General features: G+C 44.1%; 17 protein-coding genes. 9 read left to right on the top strand and 8 right to left on the bottom strand.

What is annotated here, in order from left to right; all coding sequences use genetic code 11:
* The first annotated feature begins 21 nt into the window (after nucleotides 1–21).
* A complete protein-coding gene (gene glsA, locus D7V92_RS08025) occupies nucleotides 22–987 on the top strand; it encodes a glutaminase A (RefSeq protein WP_005857387.1) in 966 nt (321 codons plus the stop codon).
* A 110-nt stretch (nucleotides 988–1097) separates the two neighbouring features.
* Here glsA and D7V92_RS08020 read toward each other — a convergent pair whose 3' ends face one another.
* Complete coding sequence (locus tag D7V92_RS08020) at nucleotides 1098–2081, bottom strand: lytic transglycosylase domain-containing protein (RefSeq protein ID WP_121772645.1); 984 nt, start codon at nucleotides 2079–2081, stop codon at nucleotides 1098–1100.
* The gene (locus D7V92_RS08015) at nucleotides 2056–3399 is read right to left on the bottom strand and encodes a gliding motility-associated C-terminal domain-containing protein (RefSeq protein WP_121772654.1); all 1344 of its coding nucleotides are present in this window, start codon (nucleotides 3397–3399) and stop codon (nucleotides 2056–2058) included. The genes D7V92_RS08020 and D7V92_RS08015 overlap by 26 nt, the downstream gene beginning before the upstream one ends.
* A 104-nt stretch (nucleotides 3400–3503) precedes the next feature.
* Here D7V92_RS08015 and D7V92_RS08010 point away from each other — a divergent pair, with 104 nt between their 5' ends.
* The 3 genes from D7V92_RS08010 (at nucleotide 3504) to udk (ending at nucleotide 7229) form a co-directional block, all read left to right on the top strand.
* Nucleotides 3504–5312 (top strand): LysM peptidoglycan-binding domain-containing protein, encoded by a 1809-nt coding sequence (locus D7V92_RS08010; protein ID WP_121772644.1) that lies wholly within the window; start codon nucleotides 3504–3506, stop codon nucleotides 5310–5312.
* 8 nt (nucleotides 5313–5320) lie between these two features.
* Nucleotides 5321–5995 (top strand): porin family protein, encoded by a 675-nt coding sequence (locus D7V92_RS08005; protein ID WP_121772643.1) that lies wholly within the window; start codon nucleotides 5321–5323, stop codon nucleotides 5993–5995.
* A 604-nt stretch (nucleotides 5996–6599) separates the two neighbouring features.
* A complete protein-coding gene (gene udk, locus D7V92_RS08000) occupies nucleotides 6600–7229 on the top strand; it encodes a uridine kinase (RefSeq protein WP_005857397.1) in 630 nt (209 codons plus the stop codon).
* Here udk and D7V92_RS07995 read toward each other — a convergent pair.
* From D7V92_RS07995 to D7V92_RS07985, 3 genes are read right to left on the bottom strand one after another with little or no spacing between them, the layout of a single operon-like run.
* Nucleotides 7186–8532, bottom strand: a complete 1347-nt coding sequence (locus tag D7V92_RS07995; RefSeq protein WP_121772642.1) for a cobyrinate a,c-diamide synthase — start codon at nucleotides 8530–8532, stop codon at nucleotides 7186–7188. The genes udk and D7V92_RS07995 overlap by 44 nt on opposite strands.
* 11 nt (nucleotides 8533–8543) lie before the next feature.
* Nucleotides 8544–9365 (bottom strand): 3-methyl-2-oxobutanoate hydroxymethyltransferase, encoded by an 822-nt coding sequence (panB, locus tag D7V92_RS07990; RefSeq protein ID WP_005857401.1) that lies wholly within the window; start codon nucleotides 9363–9365, stop codon nucleotides 8544–8546.
* Nucleotides 9366–9408: 43 nt separating this feature from the next.
* A complete protein-coding gene (locus tag D7V92_RS07985; protein WP_005857403.1) occupies nucleotides 9409–9855 on the bottom strand; it encodes a cold-shock protein in 447 nt (148 codons plus the stop codon).
* Between the two features lie 245 nt (nucleotides 9856–10100).
* On the opposite strand from D7V92_RS07985, the gene D7V92_RS07980 reads away from it, so the two are divergent.
* The 5 genes from D7V92_RS07980 to D7V92_RS07960 all read left to right on the top strand — a co-directional run bounded on the left by D7V92_RS07980 (nucleotide 10101) and on the right by D7V92_RS07960 (nucleotide 16548).
* Complete coding sequence (locus D7V92_RS07980) at nucleotides 10101–10679, top strand: 3'-5' exonuclease (RefSeq protein ID WP_005857406.1); 579 nt, start codon at nucleotides 10101–10103, stop codon at nucleotides 10677–10679.
* Between the two features lie 77 nt (nucleotides 10680–10756).
* A complete protein-coding gene (locus D7V92_RS07975; RefSeq protein WP_008779768.1) occupies nucleotides 10757–11746 on the top strand; it encodes an N-acetylmuramoyl-L-alanine amidase in 990 nt (329 codons plus the stop codon).
* Between the two features lie 180 nt (nucleotides 11747–11926).
* Nucleotides 11927–12613, top strand: coding sequence for a response regulator transcription factor (locus D7V92_RS07970; RefSeq protein ID WP_005857410.1), 687 nt, complete (start codon nucleotides 11927–11929; stop codon nucleotides 12611–12613).
* Between the two features lie 15 nt (nucleotides 12614–12628).
* Nucleotides 12629–14398 (top strand): ATP-binding protein, encoded by a 1770-nt coding sequence (locus tag D7V92_RS07965; protein WP_005862780.1) that lies wholly within the window; start codon nucleotides 12629–12631, stop codon nucleotides 14396–14398.
* Between the two features lie 80 nt (nucleotides 14399–14478).
* Nucleotides 14479–16548, top strand: a complete 2070-nt coding sequence (locus D7V92_RS07960; protein ID WP_121772641.1) for a sensor histidine kinase — start codon at nucleotides 14479–14481, stop codon at nucleotides 16546–16548.
* Here the strand turns inward: D7V92_RS07960 and D7V92_RS07955 are convergent.
* From D7V92_RS07955 to D7V92_RS07945, 3 genes are read right to left on the bottom strand one after another with little or no spacing between them, the layout of a single operon-like run.
* Nucleotides 16543–17307: a LytTR family DNA-binding domain-containing protein gene (locus D7V92_RS07955; RefSeq protein ID WP_057316961.1), complete on the bottom strand. Its 765-nt coding sequence runs from the start codon at nucleotides 17305–17307 to the stop codon at nucleotides 16543–16545. The two genes, D7V92_RS07960 and D7V92_RS07955, sit on opposite strands and share 6 nt — an antisense overlap.
* A complete protein-coding gene (locus D7V92_RS07950) occupies nucleotides 17304–18365 on the bottom strand; it encodes a sensor histidine kinase (protein ID WP_121772640.1) in 1062 nt (353 codons plus the stop codon). The genes D7V92_RS07955 and D7V92_RS07950 overlap by 4 nt, the downstream gene beginning before the upstream one ends.
* A complete protein-coding gene (locus D7V92_RS07945; RefSeq protein ID WP_121772639.1) occupies nucleotides 18362–19288 on the bottom strand; it encodes an efflux RND transporter periplasmic adaptor subunit in 927 nt (308 codons plus the stop codon). Before D7V92_RS07945 ends, D7V92_RS07950 begins: the two co-directional genes overlap by 4 nt.
* Nucleotides 19289–19293: the final 5 nt, after the last annotated feature.

Raw genomic sequence — 19293 nt, 5'->3', positions numbered from 1 at the left:
CTTCTTTAATCCAATTCATATATGGACAAAAAAATAACGATCGCCCAAATTAAGGAAGTAGCTCAACAGGCTTACGATCTTTACAAGACAAATACGGATGGTAAGAATGCCGATTACATTCCTTATCTGGCGAATATCAATAAAAATCTATTCGGAATCAGTATTTGCCTTTTAAACGGACAAACCATCGAGGTGGGAGATTCCGAATATCGTTTCGGTATTGAATCCGTATCGAAAGTACACACCGCTATCTTGGTACTGCGCCAATACGGAGCGAAAGAATTATTGGAGAAGATTGGTGCCGACGCTACCGGATTGCCATTTAACTCCATCATCGCTATCTTATTGGAAAACGACCATCCTTCTACCCCATTGGTAAATGCCGGCGCTATCACGGCTTGTAGTATGGTGAAGCCTGTCGGTGATTCCAAACAGAAGTGGGATGCTATCGTAGCCAATATCACGGATTTGTGCGGAAGCGCACCGCAGTTGATCGACGAACTCTATAAATCCGAGTCCGCAACAAACTTCAATAACCGCTCCATCGCTTGGTTGCTAAAGAATTACAATCGCATTTATGACGATCCGGATATGTCTTTGGATCTGTATACCCGTCAATGTTCTTTGGGTATCACGGCTAAGCAACTATCTGTCGCTGCCGCTACGGTCGCAAATTTAGGTCTCAATCCTGTGACAAAGAAACAAGTATTCGATGCAGAATTATCTCCGAAGATCACTTCCATGATCTCTACCGTAGGTTTTTATGAACACACCGGTGATTGGTTGTACACTTCCGGTATTCCCGCAAAAACTGGCGTAGGCGGTGGTGTCATGGGTGTACTTCCCGGACAATTCGGTATTTCCGCATTCGCTCCTCCTATTGACCAAGCTGGTAACTCTGTAAAGGCACAGCTTGCTATTAAGTATGTAATGAATAAACTCGGATTGAACGTGTTCAACGGTCACCGTGTGACGATCGTTGACTAATAGACTGAATCAGTTTAAACGAGAAATAGTATAGAAAAAGTGTTTCATTACGATGGGCAGTTATACCATCTAAATGAAACACTTTATTTTTTGTATCAATAAAAATCGGATCAATTCTCCGACACGACCCAAGCCGAATCGTATACTTCCGTATTCGGGGTCTTATAATACATATCCTTTTCTTGAGGAATGCTTAATTTATAGGTCTTCCCACCTGTCACCAACTTCCGATCACGGAGCCAAGGATTAAAACGTTTCAAGTCCGCATAAGTGATCCCATGCTCTTTAGCGAAAGCCGACAGATTCTGTATATCTTGGCTTACAGCCACGTCTACGGTAGGGATCGGCTTATACAGGTCACGGGCACGAAGCACAAAACCGTACTTCGACGAATTCTCGAAAATTTGCTTGATCGCCATGATTCGATAAATATAACGGGTAGTCTCCTCCACCAGCCAGAGATCAAAGGAGGAATCCGCATCTTGTTTGACCAGCTCACCGGATATACGTCCCATGCCGCCATTATAAGAAGCGGCTACCGCCGCCCAATCTCCATATTTCTTATAGGCGGCCTTCAAATAGCGGCAAGCCGCCCCGGTCGCTTTCTCCACATGGCAACGCTCGTCGACCGTCGGGGTGATTGTCAAACCATACTCCCTTGCCGTGCCCTCCAGTAATTGCCACATCCCGACAGCACGAGCCGGAGAGGATACACGGGGGTCCAAATGGCTTTCTATCACCGCTAGATATTTGAAATCATCGGGAATGCCGTTCGCCTTCAAGATCGGCTCGATCACCGGGAAATAACGGTTCGCCCGCTTGATCAGAAGCATCGTCGTAGAATGGAAATAAGTAAAGCTACTCAATTCACGGTCATAGGCTTCCCGCATATCATAGCGGGTAATATCGATTAGTTTCCCACAAAAAGGAACCGAGGACGGAACATCCGGCGACAGGGTCATGGATGAGACAACCGGACGGCTCTCTATCACTTTTTCCACGTCATTCGAACCCATCGAGATACATGCGGTCAAGCAAACGACGCCTCCACATAAAAAACTAGCTAAATTATTCTTGGATATTCTCATTTTCATCTTGAATTGTTTTAGGTCTAAGAATGTTTATATCGCCTTTTTCCTTGTACTTAATACCATCGGAACCTTCGGCTTCTATCACATAAAAATACACACCCGGCTGAACGTATTTACCACCTTTCTTACCATCCCATCCTTGGGCCGGATCTGTCCAGTAATACATCTGTAGGCCCCAGCGATTAAATATCCATGCCTTAAATTTCACCAACGACTTATAGGCAACCCGGAACTCATCATTAATTCCGGGCGTGGTACCCGGGGAGAATGCGTTCGGTATCATCAGATAAGACTCCGAGATATCAATCTGAACCTCATCTTCCGTGCTGCAAGTAGTGCTTTGGTCGCTTACTTCCAACTTGATGATAAAAGTCCCGGATTGGTTGAACGTATAATCCACTTCCTCACCCGTAAAACGAACGACCGGATTATCTTCTTCCCCTTGCCGATAGATTTTCCAATTAAACAGGGCGGCTGTCGGCGTATTCGCGATAGCCGAGAATTGAACAGTGGCGGGAGCGCAATAACCGCTCTTCGTCGTATTCATATTCGGGGCCTCTTGCTCAATCAGCAACGTGTCTATATGAGCATCTGCCGCAGCGGCCTGATATTCATCGATACAAAGCGTGACCTCCTTTCCAAAATGACGAGCGAAATAATCGCCTTTCACACAGATCTCCGTATCACACCAAGGAGCGGGAATGGATTTACCGAACAAATTACCCTCGATGACCGCCGTCTCTTGTTTAGAGGTATATTCTTTTTTATCCGAATTATATTCCAATGTATTATAAATAACATCAAATTGGCGAGACAGTTCACGTCTTGTTCCCGTATTCGGCCAATAATAATAAATAGGTTGGATCGTACCTGTCCCAGCCAAGACCAATCCGCTACATGGATCGCTATTATCAGAGACATGCAGGTTGGATATGTTTAAGGTGTATTTGCTGTAATCAACGATCCAGATGTAACGAGATACGGCTCCTTCCTCGACAAAATAGCCATATCCCTCCTCTACATTCCGAATGGTGGAAGTAGTTCCATTTTGGGTGGAAGCGACTTTCTCTGCCTCCAATCGTTTGGTTTTATAACGGTACCATTGATGCGAAGAAGAAGAGGATGAAGTATAACTAATCGTCACATTATCCATTCCATACACCAAGTAGACCTCAAGCCGCTCGGCGGAATCGCCGGAACTCTGCGTGGCTTTCATCGGGCTACCACTTCCTCCCGTCACCACATATTGGGCATACGAGACAGCCACTACAAACACAAAACTTAGCGATAACAGTATCTTTCTTAATTCCTTCTTTAGCATATATAGTCTAAAAATTACGGTTCCAAAATTAGGGAAATAAAAGGACATACGTAGCATGATAAGCAAAATTCACTATCTTTGTCACAAAATACTCCGAACAGCAAATGAACAAGATTAGTATATACGCATTGACGTTCTTTTTAAGTTTATCGAGCGTAACCGTTTATTCCCAAAAGAATAATAAGCAAGTTATTTTTACTAACGAACAAGGGAGCGATATATTTTATCATACCATCGAACGCGGACAAACCGTATACGCCATAGCGACCATGTATGGCGTAAGCGTAGAGGATATTTATCGGTTGAATCCGGAAAGTAAAGAAGGGATCAAGGCCGGTTCTACGTTAAGAATCCCGCAGAAGGACTCCGCTATCGCACCTTCCGGCAAAGCAGATAACTATACATACCATACGATCCAGCCGAAAGAGACCTTGTACTCTTTATCCATTAAATATTCAGTGCCCGCCACGGATATTATCGCCGCCAATCCGGGTCTCTCCACATCGACCTTTACGATTGGCAAGAATATCCGGATCCCGCCGACACGACTGGAAACCTTGCCTACTACGGAAAAAAAGACCGTACAGAAGGAAATGGAATATACCATACAGAAAAAAGAGACCATGTACCGTATCTGCCGGAAGTTCGATATTTCCAGCGTGGAGCTTTTAAGACTCAACCCCGAGCTGAAAAACGGAGTAAAAGCGGGCATGGTTATCAAGATACCGGTAGCCAGTGAAGAAGTGATCACCCAAAACATAAGACAGCCGGAAGAGCGTGAGGTGAACGCCCTCCTCTCTACTCCTAAAGATATAAAGAAGGTGAACCGTATCCAAGTCGCCTTATTGTTGCCGTTCATGACGAACGAGACAACGCAATCATCCGCAACCTCCCGTTTCGTGGAATATTACGAGGGATTGCTATTGGCGGTCGACAGCTTACGAAATATGGGAACCTCTATCGAGCTATCGGTATATGATACTGGAAACGGTACGAAGAAAGTCAAGGAGATATTGAAAGAAGATGCGTTATCAAACGCTAATTTGATCATTGGCGCCGTACAGAACGACCAAATCGGATTGATCGCTGATTTTGCCCAAAAGCATAATATCAAATACGTGATCCCTTTCACCTCCAAGAATGATGATGTCTTGTCAAACGCGAATGTTTATCAAGTAAACACACCTCATTCCTATTTATACTCCAAGGCGGCACAAGCCGGATGCGATTTATTCTCGGATTACAATATCATACTTGTCAATATAAAGGATAAAGAAGAAAAGCCGGAATTTATCAAAGCCTTCAAGACGGAGATGCAGCAACGCGATATCCCGTTCAAGGAAGTAACTTATAAAGGGGATACTTTCGCCACGGATATAGAGGCAGCCATGGTAAGGGACAAGCGGAATGTGGTATTGCCAACCTCCGCCTCCTTAGATGCGGTGAATAAGATCAAGGCACCGCTCCGTATGCTTTCCGAGTTGAAAGAGGATGAGAAAGAGCCTTATATGGTCAACCTATTCGGTTATCCGGAATGGCAGACCTATACAAGAGAGTGTCTGGAGGACTTCTACGCATTGAACACCTATATCTATAGTAATTTCTATGCGGACAACTTATCTCCGGAAGTCCATAGCTTTTATTCCGATTATAAAAACTGGTATAGCAAGAATTTAATCAACACATTCCCGAAATATGGAATCCTAGGCTTTGACACGGGTATGTATTTCCTAGGCGCCATCAATAAATATGGCTCGAACTTCGAGAATAATTTAGACAAGATCCATTATAAGAGCATCCAGACCGGATTCGATTTCCATAGAGTGAATAATTGGGGCGGTTTTATCAATACGAACTTGTTTATTGTACATTACAAGAATGATTATACGGTAACCCGCAGTGAGGTAAGATAATTGATATGATGACGAAAAAGATATTTGTAGCGATATTTCTGTGCATGGCAAGCTTATCGATTTGCCATGCGCAGAAAAGTACTTTTAAGCAAGAGCTTGCGGTTGGAGCGTCCTTCGGATTAAATTTCTCTAGCGTAAGTTTTGCCCCAAAAGTCCCTACGAAGATGAAACTTGGGTTTAACGGGGGAGCGACGATACGTTGGAATACGGAACCCAATTTAGGCATACAGGCGGAATTGAACTTTACCCAACATGGATGGGAAGAGAAGTTTGAGGAGAAACCTCAATATAAATATAGCCGTACGGTAAACTATATGGAGCTTCCGTTCTTGACGCACATCCATTTCGGAAGCAAGCGAGTGCGTGTATTCGTCAATCTAGGGCCTAAAATCGGTTATGCGCTGAGCGAAAGCACGGAGTCGAACCTTAATGGCGAGAACCCGAACGCGAACCGCCCGGACAAACAACATACATTGGAAGTCCAAAAGAAGTTCGATTGGGGGCTTTGCGGCGGACCGGGAATCGAGCTCCGCACCGGAATAGGCTCTTTCCTGTTGGAAGGTCGTTATTACTATGCGCTGGGCGATATGTTCAATAGCCGTAAAGGAGACACTTTCTCTAAATCTTCCAGCCAAATAATATCCGCGAAACTAACCTATCTGATTCCCATCTTTAGTAAATAAAGGGGATGGACTCGTGATATCGTAACAATCAATTGAAGATCTGTGCCGCAAGTAATCCCACTCACGGGATAAGAACGGTGGATAATATAGCCAAGCTCCGAACGATCTGATCTTTTCACGGATGTGAAGAGATCTTTTCACGCTCGTGATACGATCGTTTCACCCTTGTGAAAAGATCATTTCACATCCGTGAAATGATCTTTGGATACAGGCGTACAAGCTACTTCCGATAATACCTTTATCCAACAGGAAGGTTCTACAGTAATAAATCATGAATACAATGGGGAACGCATCTAACTATCATTATTGTTGAGGTGACCTACTATAAAAGAAAAGGCCATCCGTCACGGACAGCCAATCTCATTGTTAACCTTAAATCTAATACCATGAAAAACACAGTGCAAATATAGAGACTTTATGTTATGCAGCATAATTTTCCAACAAGAAAAGCTCACCCATTAACCTTATTTAAGATAAACATGCTATACAACATAGAATTCAGCTCTTTTTATCTCGTTTTTTCTATTAATAGCGAAATACTACCACTATAAATATTTAGTACCTTTGCATTTATAAACATAAATATGGATTAATATAAGAAATCATGCTAATTATAGGTATAGCGGGCGGGACTGGTTCCGGGAAAACTACAGTGGTAAAAAAGATCATAGAAAGTTTACCTCCCGGTGAGGTCGTATTACTCCCTCAAGATTCTTATTACAAAGATAACAGCCATGTGCCGGTAGAGAAACGTCAATATATTAATTTCGACCATCCCGACGCATTTGATTGGCCGCTCCTCTCAGAGCAAGTCACCTTGCTGAAAGAGGGGAAATGCATCGAGCAGCCGACTTATTCTTATCTTACCTGCTGCCGATTGCCCGAGACCATTCATATCGAGCCTCGTGATGTTGTCATCATCGAAGGGATCCTCGCTTTATGCGACCCTCAATTACGAGACTTGATGGACTTGAAAGTATTTGTCGATACAGATTCGGACGAACGTCTTATCCGTGTGATCCAACGGGATATGATCGAGAGAGGACGCACGGCGGAAGCGGTAATGGAACGCTATACCCGGGTACTAAAGCCTATGCACCTGCAATTTATAGAGCCTAGCAAACGATATGCCGACCTAATTATACCCGAAGGAGGAAGCAACCAGATCGCCATCAATATATTGAAAATGTTTATCGAGAACAATCTGGGGCTTCCCCATACAGAAAATCAATAAACCAATCGTTCTGACAGGGATCTCCCCAATATAAATGCGTGTACCCCGCCAATACGTTCTTGTAGCGATATAGCGGGGTATCCGTTTGACCTCCTTTCGCCGTAAAGGCTTTCGCTACCGAAGGCAGCGGGCTTTCCATAGGCACGATCCGGGAATAATGGAACTCATGCCCTCGTAAGACATCATTCTTATAGCATAAAGTCCGATACCCTAAACGTAACTTCATGTTCTCCATCGTGGCGGATTGTGGTAATACACCGGCCATTGGATAGGCATTCCCATCCGTACCGATAATCTCTTTACAGAGATACATCATCCCCCCACATTCCGCCAGCAACTTGCCCCCCACTTCCACAAAGGAATGAATCGATTCACGCATCCCGGAATTCATACTCAACTCCGATAAATACAACTCGGGATATCCACCCGGCAAATAGACAAAATCGGCCTCCGGTAAACAATCATCCCTCAATGGACTGAAATAGGTAATCTTGCCTAGAGTAGATAAGAAATGTATATTTTCCTCATATGAGAAATTAAAAGCGGGATCACGGGCAATGGCTATATTTAAGTTTGCCTTTGAAACAGTCCTCATGACTTCCTTAACCCGAGGAACTGGCTGTCGCTCTGGCAAAGCCGTGATTGCCAACAGGCGGTCAATATCCACATGCTCCTCCACCAAGCAAGCAACCCGGTCCGCAAACTCCTCAAAGCAAAAATCCTCATCCAACGACAACCCCAAATGCCGGCTCGGGATCTCTACATCCGCACACTTCGGTAGATAGCCTAACGCTTCCACACCCGCATCCTCACACGCTTGTCTCAAGAAAGAATAATGACTCTCCGACGCCACGAAATTAAATACCGCCCCCACGACATTCAGATCTTTCCGAAAATTCCGGAAGCCATAAAGCAAGGGAGCTACCGAATAAGCCGTACTTTTAGCGTTCACCACCAATACGATCGGTATCCGCAATAAACCGGAGATCTCCGCACTACTCCCTCGCATGGCATCGTAGCCATCGAACAGCCCCATCACCCCTTCGGTCACGGCTACATCCGCATTCGAGGTATACCGGGCATATAAATCCTTGATATGCCCTTCCGACATCATGAAACCATCCAAATTCACGGAAGCGCAACCAGCCGCCATTTTATGATGACGAGTATCTATATAATCCGGCCCACACTTAAAAGGCTGCACCCGTAAAGAGCGATTTCTCAAGGCACGAAGCAATCCTAAGGAAAAAGTAGTCTTCCCGCTTCCCGACGAAGCGGCACCTATTAGCAAATGAGATCTCATGTATTCTGTTTCTAATATTGCTCCTTCTCGTTCGGGAAGTCTTGAGATTTCACGTCCTCGATGTACGCTTGTACGGCACGGGTAATCTCCTCCCCTAAATTAGCGTAGCGACGTAAGAAACGGGGAGAAAAGCCTTGATTGATACCGAGCATATCATGCATAACCAACACTTGACCATCTACGCCTCCACCGGCGCCAATGCCGATAACCGGGATCGTAAGCTCCGAAGCGACACGAGCCGCCAACTCCGCCGGGATCTTCTCCAACACCAAGGCGAAACAACCTATCTCCTCTAGCAAATGGGCATCCTCGATCAGTTTATTAGCCTCGGCCTCTTCACGGGCACGTACCGTATACGTACCGAATTTATTGATCGATTGCGGCGTCAATCCTAAATGTCCCATAATTGGAATACCGGCACACAAGATACGTTCGATAGATTCCCGAACCTCAGCCCCGCCTTCCAACTTGATACAATCGGCATGCGTCTCTTTCATCACCCGGATAGCGGAGGCCAAGGCTTCTTTAGAGTTTCCTTGGTACGTACCGAAAGGCAGGTCTACCACCACCAGCGCACGATTCACCGCTTTCATGACCGATTTACCATGGTAAATCATCTGGTCGAGCGTAATCGGCAAAGTGGTCACGTTTCCAGCCATTACGTTAGAAGCGGAGTCTCCCACCAAGATCACATCCATTCCTGCTTGATCGATCAATTTCGCCATCGAATAATCATAGGCGGTAAGCATGGATATTTTCTCGCCACGCTGCTTCATCTCTATCAGGCGATGTGTGGTCACCTTTCTATTATCATCTACTTTTGCGACAGACATATTATATTTTTATTAATTGTTTCGGCCGCAAAGGTAAGTATTATTATTTATTTTCAAGACAAACATTCACGGCACTTAAGCCTCTGTCGCCACGTTCAAGGTCGAACGTCACGATATCGTTCACGGAGATATCATCCACAACATTGTTCACGTGAAAGAAATACTTTTCCGTCCCCGACAAGTCACGGATAAACCCGAACCCTTTTGCCTCATTAAAATAGTCTACCCTGCCCCTTAAGATAACGGGAGCCACATCCTCTTTCTTAGGAGTCGAGATCAAGATATCTTCCTGATTTATCTCTTCTTTTTGACGAAGTTCGGGAGGGACAGAGGTGATCATCCCATTTTCATCCACATAAGCGATCATATCCTCAAAGCTAGTCGCCTTGCCGGACGATTTTCTTTCCTCTTTCCTGTTCTGTTTCTCTACTCGGCGGGCTTGTTTCTTTTTCTCGTTTTCACGTTTACCAAATGATGCGTATTTTGCCATACAGTCGATTTTAATTTATACTAGGGCCTCACGTTCCGTGAAGCGTTGTTTATACTAACTTAGCGTGAGAATTGATGATTAAAGGAGAGATCCGCTTAATAATAATATAAAAAGAAGAACTATGTCGATAATGATTCTAGACTCAAACTTTCGCAAAGATAATAAAATAAACGGAGAAAACCTTATAGATCCTCTCATTTAAGAATAAAAAAACTTACTTTTGCATCCTATACCAAAAAGCATTTATGAAACTACTTTTTTTTGATTTAGAGACTACCGGCATAAAATACTGGAGAAATGGCGTCCACCAAATAAGTGGGGAGATCGTAATTGATGGGGTTACGAAGGAATCTTTTAATTTCAATGTCTGCCCACATCCCCAATGTGAGATAGAGGAAGAAGCGCTTCGCATTTGCAACGTGTCCAAGGAACAGATACAAGCTTATCCTCCCATGCGAGAGGTGTACGTTAAATTCGTGAACATGCTGTCCAAATACGTGGACAAATTTGATAAAAAAGACAAGTTCTTCCTCGTAGGATACAACAACGCCTCTTTCGATAATCACTTCTTGAAAGCCTTCTTCGTACAGAACGGAGATAATTATTTCTACTCATGGTTCTGGGTGAACTCGATCGACGTAATGGTATTGTCTACCCAGCATTTGATGCGCAAACGGCATGAGATGACAGATTTCAAGCAGGAAACGGTGGCAAGGGCTTTAGGTATACAAATAGATTCCGCTAAATTGCATGACGCATCCTATGATATTCAATTAACCAAAGAAATTTATAATAGGATATCCTCCCTCTCATTTATGGGTTGATTGATTCTTTTTATAAATTATCGTTTTTGACTATAGGTTGATTTAATTATCTTTACGGCGTAGAATCAATTTTTAAGATGTCTGTGAAACATAGTATCCGTATTTTCTTCTTTATTATCGCTCTCGTATATACAGGTTCCTTGACTGCCCAAGAAAAGGCGTATCCGAAAAACGGAGAGGGCATCACTCTTTTTCTCAAACGCTTCAACCGTACCGGCGGGACGTATCAGAAAGAGTTTATCGAGCTTAATAAAGGGAAGTTGGGTAAAAATAACACTCTGCGCATGGGCGTAAAATATACCTTGCCTCCGCTCGCCTCCGCCCCTCAGAAGAAGAATTATCAGCCCCTATTCGGCAAGTCGCTAGCCAGTTACAAAGTAACCTCTTCCGATTTAAAGGGAGCTTGCTTTTATCTGGTCAGCGGTCATGGCGGTCCGGACCCCGGGGCGATCGGTAAAATGGGCTCCCATGAATTGCATGAGGATGAATACGCTTACGACATCATGCTACGTCTGGCACGCAATCTTTTAACGCGAGGCGCAAAGGTACATATTATCATCCAAGACGCAAAGGACGGAATACGTGACCAGCAATTCCTCAATAACAGCAAACGGGAAACTTGTATGGGTAGTCCGATCCCCCTCAGCCAAGTAAGCCGTCTGGATCAGCGTTGCGCCAAGATAAACAGCTTGAGCCGGAAAGATAAAGAAACTTATAAGAGAGCGATATTCATCCATGTGGACAGCCGGAGCCGACATCAAAGGACCGATGTCTTTTTCTATCATAAGCCCAAGGATCAAGCGAGCAAGCGCTTGGCTAAAACGATGAAATCCACTTTCTCGCGCAAATACAACCGCCACCAGCCGGGCCGGGGATTCTCGGGCACGGTAGACGATCGTAACTTATATGTATTACGTCACACGACCCCGACCTCCGTATTCGTCGAATTGGGCAACATACAAAACCAATACGACCAACAACGGATCATCCTCAGCAACAATCGGCAAGCCTTGGCCAACTGGCTTTGCGAGGGTTTTGTCACGGATTATAATTATTATAGGAAGTAGCATCCCTAATGATCTATTATACTAACACATATCCTGCGGCAGAAATGTCATATGAGCGATCTTAACAGCAATGTAACATATATTTCATTTCTCCGAAATAAGAATATCCGTTCTTTGCCAAAAATAATTATATTTGTATATGGAGAGCCGTAAGGCACTCTTTTAAAAACAGAACAGCTTATGGCAACAACTCGTATTCTTGTAGTGGATGATGAAGAGGATTTGTGTGAGATCCTTAAATTCAACTTAGAAATAGAAGGTTATGAAGTAGATACCGCCTATAGTGCGGAAGAGGCATTGAAAAAGGATCTGACCGTTTACAATTTATTGTTGTTGGATGTCATGATGGGAGAAATCTCCGGTTTCAAGATGGCACGTATCCTGCGACAAGATGAGAAGACGGCCAATACCCCTATCATCTTCCTCACGGCCAAAGATACGGAGAACGATATGCTCACAGGGTTCAATCTCGGGGCGGACGACTATATCTCCAAGCCTTTCTCCATCCGCCAAGTGATAGCGCGTGTTAAGGCCGTACTAAGAAGAACTTCCGAGAAATCAAAAGAAAAAGAGATTGAGAAACTCGAGTATGAGACATTAGCTCTTGATACGAAACGCATCAAGGCTACGGTAGACGGGGTGGAAGTTCCATTGACCAAAAAAGAGTTTGAGATACTAAAACTTCTATTGGAAAATAAAGGGAACGTCTTCTCCAGAGAGGAAATACTGTCTCGCATCTGGAAAGACGAGGTATATGTTCTAGACCGTACCATCGATGTCAACATCACCCGGTTACGTAAGAAAATAGGTCCTTATGGAAAGAACATCGTAACTCGCTTAGGTTTCGGTTATTGTTTTGAATGCTAATATTGTCGCTGAATCATGGTAAAGATAGATGGTGAGAAAAGACACCGGATACCGTTTAGCCAACGGCTTTTCTGGTCGGTCTTTTTTATGTTCTTGGGCTTTACGGTCTGTTTCCTGCTATTCCAATATCAGCGGGAAAGGGAGTTCGCACAAGAAAAGTTGAACAATGTGTTGAGTAACTATAATTACCAATTATTCCGCAAATGCCAACAAAGTACGGACATCAACAAGACCGTAATAAGTTTCATGGACGACATCCCTCAAAAGGATTTGCGGGTAACCATTATAGATCCATCTGGCGACGTATTGTTTGATAATAGCGGGACGGACGAGTTTAATAACCATAACGACCGGAGCGAGGTACGCAAAGCCCGATTATATAATGAAGGGTTCGCTATCCGTTCCTCGGAATCTACGGGAAAAAGGTATTTCTATTCGGCATCAAATATAGGAGGTTATATTTACCGCTCAGCCCTGCCCTATGATCCATATGTAAGAGGGATATTGACGGTAAACAAGGACTTCATTTATTTCATGGCATTGATGACCTTGATTTTCTTCTTTGTCCTTTCCCGTTTTACTTTCAGCATAGGTAAAACGATATCCAAACTAAGGGATTTCGCCTTAAACGTAGAGAAAGATCGAATGCCTGCGGTCGATTATGTTTTCCCGAATGATGAACTAGGTGATATCTCACAGAATATCGTAACCTTATACCATCGGCAGCAGAAAGCGAAAAACGAGTTATCCATGGAACGGGAAAAGCTTATCAAACATTTCCAATATTCCAAGGAAGGATTCGCTATGTTTACGAGTGAAGGGCGGGAGATTCTTTCTAACATCCTATTCATTCAATTCATAAATGTCATATCCGACACCCAGATCCACCAAGTGGAAGACGTTACTGATATAGCCGAATTAGAACCAATCCGTACCTTCTTGAATAAGAATATCCGGAATCTGAATCGGAAAAAGAAAGTATTAAGAGAGTCCGTGACTATTGACAAGAACGGTAAAATATTCTTGATCGAATGTATTTTATTCCTCGATAATAGTTATGAGATCTCTATTAATGATATATCCCGTCAAGAAGAAGAAAGCCGGATGAAACGACAGCTTACGCAGAACGTCTCTCACGAGCTGAAAACACCGGTCAGCAGCATTCAAGGGTATTTGGAAACAATCCTATCCAACCCAGATTTGAGTCCGGACAAACGTCAATTTTTCTTGGAACGTTGTTATTCCCAAAGTACCCGCCTTACAGGATTATTACGAGATATTTCCGTATTAAACAGACTTGACGAGGCATCCGAGATGTTCGACCTCACGGAAGTAAATATCACGAAGCTTATCGCCGAGATACAAAAAGAATGCTCCCAAGATATGGAAGAAAAACACATCACGTCGGAAATTATCCTCCCGGGAGATCCGACCGTGTTCGGGAATAACTCCCTACTCTATTCCATATTCCGGAATCTATATGACAACGCGATCGCTTATGCGGGAGAAAACATAAGGATTACCGTCAACTGCTATAAAGAAGATCCTAAATATTATTACTTTAGCTTCTCCGATAATGGAGTGGGTATCCCGGAAGAACATATCAATCGCATATTCGAGCGCTTCTACCGGGTAGACAAGGGACGCAGTCGTAAGATCGGAGGAACCGGATTAGGATTATCCATCGTTAAAAACGGGGTTAATTTCCATAAAGGACAAATATCGGCGAAGAGCAGTCCGGGAAAAGGGGTTACTTTTTTCTTCACTTTGAAAAAGAAACTATAAGGCAGACCTCTAAAATTCCATAACATACGCTTGATATTTAATATTAAAATGTATTTTTGTATTGAACATCATACAATATCATGAGAAATACCTATTTAGTATTATTTATCTATTTAATGATCCCAATGTTTTCTTTAGGGGAAAACACCTATACTACCCAACAAAGGGAAGACAGCCTTTTATCCCTATTAAAGTCCTCGCCAGCCATAAATGAACAGATCGAGTTATATAAGGATTTAGCGACAATGTACAGGCAAATGCCCAAGGAGATTGTTTACCTAAACAAAATGGCAGATGTGGCAAGCTCCACTTCGAAAGGTCATGCTTCCTTATATTACGCATGGGCCAATTTATCCCGCCATTATTACAATATACAAAACAGGGATAGCCTGATTTACTGGTCGCATAAGATAGATTCATTGGCCGCGGCCAAGAATGAGGTTCCGGACGCATTATTCGATGCGCGAGGATTCATTTGCCAAATGGATCTATGGGACGGCAATTATGAGTTAGCGATGAACGGGGCGATCAGCCTATACAACTATGCCCGTGATACAAAGAGTGAATATGGATTGATTTGTTGCAATGAGAACTTAGGTTTAATCTATCAAGAAATACATCGGGATAGTGACGCGATAGTAGCTTATCGGGAAGGTCTCGATTTATTACAGAAACGAGGTGACAATCCGAAATTCGAGATGCAATACATGGGAAACCTCATCGAATCTTATCTACGAACCGACCATTTCACCGAGGCCGAGGAATTATTAACCCGTTACGATGAAATGATCCAAGATAGGGAAAGAGAGAATGAAGAACAAGGCACCGCATTCCCCGTGGATCGTTGCCGTGCGCTAATGTATGTTTTTTATGCGGATATGTATGTCCTTCAAGACAAGCCCAAGCAGGCATTGGAGACCTTGTTGAAGGCGACACCGATCGTAGAGAAAACCGGAGATGATTATACGGAATTCTGCTACAACTTCGTTTTCGCCAAGTATTATTATTTAATAGGTAAGTATGGAAAGGCGCTGAATATCATAGACACAAATAAATTAACAGAAGAAGATATACGAACCTCGGAGCTGAAAGTCGAGATACTTGAAGCATTGGGACGTTATAAAGAAGCGCTCGCATTTAGTAGAGAAGTTGTAGAACATACCAAAATGTTGCATGACGAGGCCTTCAACCGGCAGATCAATCAGCTCCGGACATTACATGATCTAAACAATCAAGAGATGCAGGCATACGAGCTACAGCTACGTGAACAACAACTGCATACCCAAAGGTTGTTAATGATTATTCTACTCGTAGTATCGATCGTTCTTTTAGTGATGCTATACATCGTATACAAGTCCTATCGCTCCGCACGCCGCTACCAACGAGAACTTATGAAAGACAAGGAAGCCTTAGTAGAGTCCGAGCGTCAACTTCGTACAGCCAAAGAGATAGCGGAACACGCCAACCAGATGAAAAGCACGTTTATCGCCAATATCAGCCATGAGATCCGTACGCCACTTAACGCAATTGTCGGCTTTTCGGAATTAATATCCGATGAATCTATTTCCGCTGGCGAAAAGAAAGAGTTTTTCTCCATTATCAACAATAACTCTTATTTATTACTTAATCTGATAAATGACATTCTTGACCTTTCTCGCCTAGAATCCGGGAATATGAAGTTCATTATAGAGAAGACAAGCTTATCAGATTGTTGCCGGAACGCTTTGGCAAGTGTAGAGCACCGGGTCTTTCCGGGTGTTCAATTGACCTATACACCTTCTGAAGACCCCTTACATATCCAGACAGATTCGATACGTCTCCAACAATTATTGATAAACTTATTGACCAATGCCTGCAAGTTCACGAAAGAAGGAGAGATCAACCTATCTTATCAAATAGATGAGGACAAGCAGCATGTACGTATCACCGTAACCGATACCGGATGTGGAATACCGGAGGATAAGCAGAAAGCCATATTCGAGCGTTTCGAAAAGGTAGATGAATATGCACAGGGTACAGGCTTAGGGTTATCCATCAGCCAAACAATTATCGAGCATTTAGGTGGCTCCATTCAATTAGACCCGACGTATAAGCATGGAGCCCGGTTCATCGTACTCCATCCCTACAACCCTCTTGATAATCCATCATGACGTAAACCACGTCTTGAAATCCGGCACTCTCGCCTTGCTAACCAATATACGGTCCAAGGTCGGTACGATCAAATTGATCGCAAGGCGTCCGTTAAACCAGAGATCGATATCTTGCACCGCCTTTCTGGATATCAAGTACTGACGATTGATCCGGAAGAACAAGGCGGGATCAAGGCTATCGGCGAGCTCATCCAAGGTCTGCGTGAAAAGGTATTCTTTCCCGTCCGTCATCACCGCCTTTACATTTCCATCCGCTATATAGAAAAATAAGATCATATCCACGGAAACAGGTAGCAGCTTATCCCCTTTCATAGGGATCAAGAAATGCGTTTTATATCCTTCCACCCGCTTCAAGGCTTGCATGACAGCGGAATAATCGATCGCTTCTTTCTCCACAGCCGTCGATTGTAACCGTGACAGCTTATCCAAAGCTTTCCGTATATCATCCGCATCGATCGGTTTCAGCAGATAATCTACGCTATTCACTTTAAACGCCTTCAGCGCATATTCATCATAGGCTGTCGTGAAAATGACCGGGCAAGAGATATCTACATGGCCGAAGATCTCGAAAGCCGAGCCATCCGCCAAATGGATATCCAGAAAGATAAGTTCCGGCATTGGATGCGATTGAAACCATTCGACACTATCCGTAATACTATCTAGGACATCGATCACCTCGATATCCGGATCAACCTCTCCCAGCAATGCCATCAAATTACGGACAGCCGCTTTCTCGTCTTCTATTATCAAAGCTTTCATACCAAAGGGATTGTTACGCTGAATATACTAGCATCTTCTTTTATGGAAATATCTTTCTTATACAAGAGGTTATAACGTTTACTCAGGTTCACCAAGCCAATACCGGTGCCTCCGCTATGTGTCAATTTCGGTTGGATGGGATTGCTAACCGTCAAGGAATCATGGTCCGAACGAACGGAAATGGTCAATGAATGACGGTTGCTAATCTCGTTATGCTTCACGGCGTTCTCGATCAAAAGCTGCACCGACATAGGAGGCAGTTGCTTAGACTCGTGCTCCTTCCCTAAGTCTATATCGAAGACTAGATTATCCTCATAGCGCATTTTCAAAAGGAAGATATAAGCGTTCACGAAATCCATCTCCTCCCGTAAAGTAACACTACGGCACTCATTCTCTTGCAAGGTATAACGTAAGACACGGGATAACTCCTGCAAATATTCTTGTGCCTTCCCGGGAGTCTCCCGGATCAAGGAACGGAGCGTATTCAAGGAATTAAATAACATATGAGGATTAAGCTGGCTCTTCAAGGCCTCATATTGGTTCAATAGATTCTCCGCCCGCAATTGCTGGTTCTCGACCTGTACTTGCTGGCTTTGACGAATCAGGTAAATCATATAGCAACTCCCCGTAACGACACACGACATGATAAAATCCCTCAACGGATGCAGATAATGATGCACCAAGGCGTCGATCGCCGGAATATCAAACTGATGGTGCAAGAACACGAAACCTTTTCCTAATAAATTATTCACGCACCAAGTCATTACGAACGAGATAAGGACCTTCTGCCAAGAGATACGCGCTTTCTGCCGATTGAAACCAAAGACATACGTGTTCATCGCAAACAACAGTAAGAGGGACACGAAGGTGAAAAAGACCTCATTCGCTACATCCAATACCGACATATCCGGAAAAAGAGCGTTCTGCCCGGTAACGTCAAACAACGACACCAATTCCGGGAAATGGATCAAGAAGGCCACCATGATCGATATGATGACCAACGAGAACACATATTTATTCTTTATATTCATTTTCTTCATGAAGGCAAAGATAGTCATTTCTTCTCTACCCGTGCGGAAACATACATACCGGGACGAAAACGGGGATTCGTCTCTTTCACCCGAGCGTACATTTCCAAGGAACGGCTCGTCTCGTCCACCTCCTGTCCGATCGAGATCAAGACCGCGTGGAAGGTCTCCTTCCCCATTCCATTCACCCGGAACTGTACTTGGTTCCCAATGGATAAGTCCGCTAAATCCTTCTCATAAGCGGTTAGGCAAAGGAGAGTCTCGCCTTTATCGATCACATCACAGATCGGTTCGCCCGCGTTCACGTATTTACCGAGATTAATGGACAGCCCGGCGACATAACCGCTTAATGGCGCTTTTACCTCCAAATAAGGTTGGATACCGTCTTCCAGAAGATCGCCGGCGGAGACACCTAGGATAGCAAGTTGCGCGGCGGCGGCATCTTGACGGCTCTTCATGGAAAGATAATCCGCCTTGCTTTGCTGGAAACGTTTTTGCGAGGCCGCTTCTTGCTCGCTCAAACGCTGTTGCCTTTTATACTCAGCCTCTAAGTATTCCGTTTGGGCATGGGCATCCAAATAGGTCTGTTGCAACGTGATAAAATCCGGATTCTCCAAGCTGACGATCACCGAGCCCTTCTTCACATAATCGCCCGGAAGCAGCGTAGTAGCATGAACCGTGCCTCCCATCGTCAACGTAACCGTAGCCTGCCGCTGCGGGGGAACTACCATGATCCCGTTGAAAGAGGAGTGATTCGGAAGGGCCGTTGCCGAGGAAATCCCATCCACCTCTACGCTATCCACGGATGGTTCGGACGGTACGTTTTCTGCTACTTGAGTAATAGCGGGCCGGGTAGTTATGTCTTGCGAATCGCCCTGTCCTTTCTCCGCGTTGTTTGTCATACTGCATGCGGCCAATGCCATAAGAACCGCAGGAATCCATATCTTTTTCATCTTAT

The sequence above is a fragment of the Parabacteroides sp. CH2-D42-20 genome (genome assembly GCF_003670185.1).
GTDB classification, from domain to species: Bacteria; Bacteroidota; Bacteroidia; order Bacteroidales; family Tannerellaceae; genus Parabacteroides; species Parabacteroides distasonis.
Note: the sequence above shows the minus strand (reverse complement) of the source record. Positions and strands in the feature narration are given on the sequence as shown.

Excerpts from the sequence above, each read along its gene's own strand:
- D7V92_RS07980 (WP_005857406.1), top strand. The coding sequence starts at position 10,101 with ATGAAACTACTTTTTTTTGATTTAGAGACTACCGGCATAAAATACTGG.
- D7V92_RS08010 (WP_121772644.1), top strand. The coding sequence starts at position 3,504 with ATGAACAAGATTAGTATATACGCATTGACGTTCTTTTTAAGTTTATCG.
- D7V92_RS07975 (WP_008779768.1), top strand. The coding sequence starts at position 10,757 with ATGTCTGTGAAACATAGTATCCGTATTTTCTTCTTTATTATCGCTCTC.
- glsA (WP_005857387.1), top strand. The coding sequence starts at position 22 with ATGGACAAAAAAATAACGATCGCCCAAATTAAGGAAGTAGCTCAACAG.
- panB (WP_005857401.1), bottom strand. The coding sequence starts at position 9,365 with ATGTCTGTCGCAAAAGTAGATGATAATAGAAAGGTGACCACACATCGC.
- D7V92_RS07985 (WP_005857403.1), bottom strand. The coding sequence starts at position 9,855 with ATGGCAAAATACGCATCATTTGGTAAACGTGAAAACGAGAAAAAGAAA.
- D7V92_RS07995 (WP_121772642.1), bottom strand. The coding sequence starts at position 8,532 with ATGAGATCTCATTTGCTAATAGGTGCCGCTTCGTCGGGAAGCGGGAAG.
- D7V92_RS07965 (WP_005862780.1), top strand. The coding sequence starts at position 12,629 with ATGGTAAAGATAGATGGTGAGAAAAGACACCGGATACCGTTTAGCCAA.
- D7V92_RS07955 (WP_057316961.1), bottom strand. The coding sequence starts at position 17,307 with ATGAAAGCTTTGATAATAGAAGACGAGAAAGCGGCTGTCCGTAATTTG.
- D7V92_RS07960 (WP_121772641.1), top strand. The coding sequence starts at position 14,479 with ATGAGAAATACCTATTTAGTATTATTTATCTATTTAATGATCCCAATG.
- D7V92_RS08015 (WP_121772654.1), bottom strand. The coding sequence starts at position 3,399 with ATGCTAAAGAAGGAATTAAGAAAGATACTGTTATCGCTAAGTTTTGTG.
- D7V92_RS07950 (WP_121772640.1), bottom strand. The coding sequence starts at position 18,365 with ATGACTATCTTTGCCTTCATGAAGAAAATGAATATAAAGAATAAATAT.
- D7V92_RS08020 (WP_121772645.1), bottom strand. The coding sequence starts at position 2,081 with ATGAAAATGAGAATATCCAAGAATAATTTAGCTAGTTTTTTATGTGGA.
- D7V92_RS07970 (WP_005857410.1), top strand. The coding sequence starts at position 11,927 with ATGGCAACAACTCGTATTCTTGTAGTGGATGATGAAGAGGATTTGTGT.
- udk (WP_005857397.1), top strand. The coding sequence starts at position 6,600 with ATGCTAATTATAGGTATAGCGGGCGGGACTGGTTCCGGGAAAACTACA.
- D7V92_RS07945 (WP_121772639.1), bottom strand. The coding sequence starts at position 19,288 with ATGAAAAAGATATGGATTCCTGCGGTTCTTATGGCATTGGCCGCATGC.
- D7V92_RS08005 (WP_121772643.1), top strand. The coding sequence starts at position 5,321 with ATGACGAAAAAGATATTTGTAGCGATATTTCTGTGCATGGCAAGCTTA.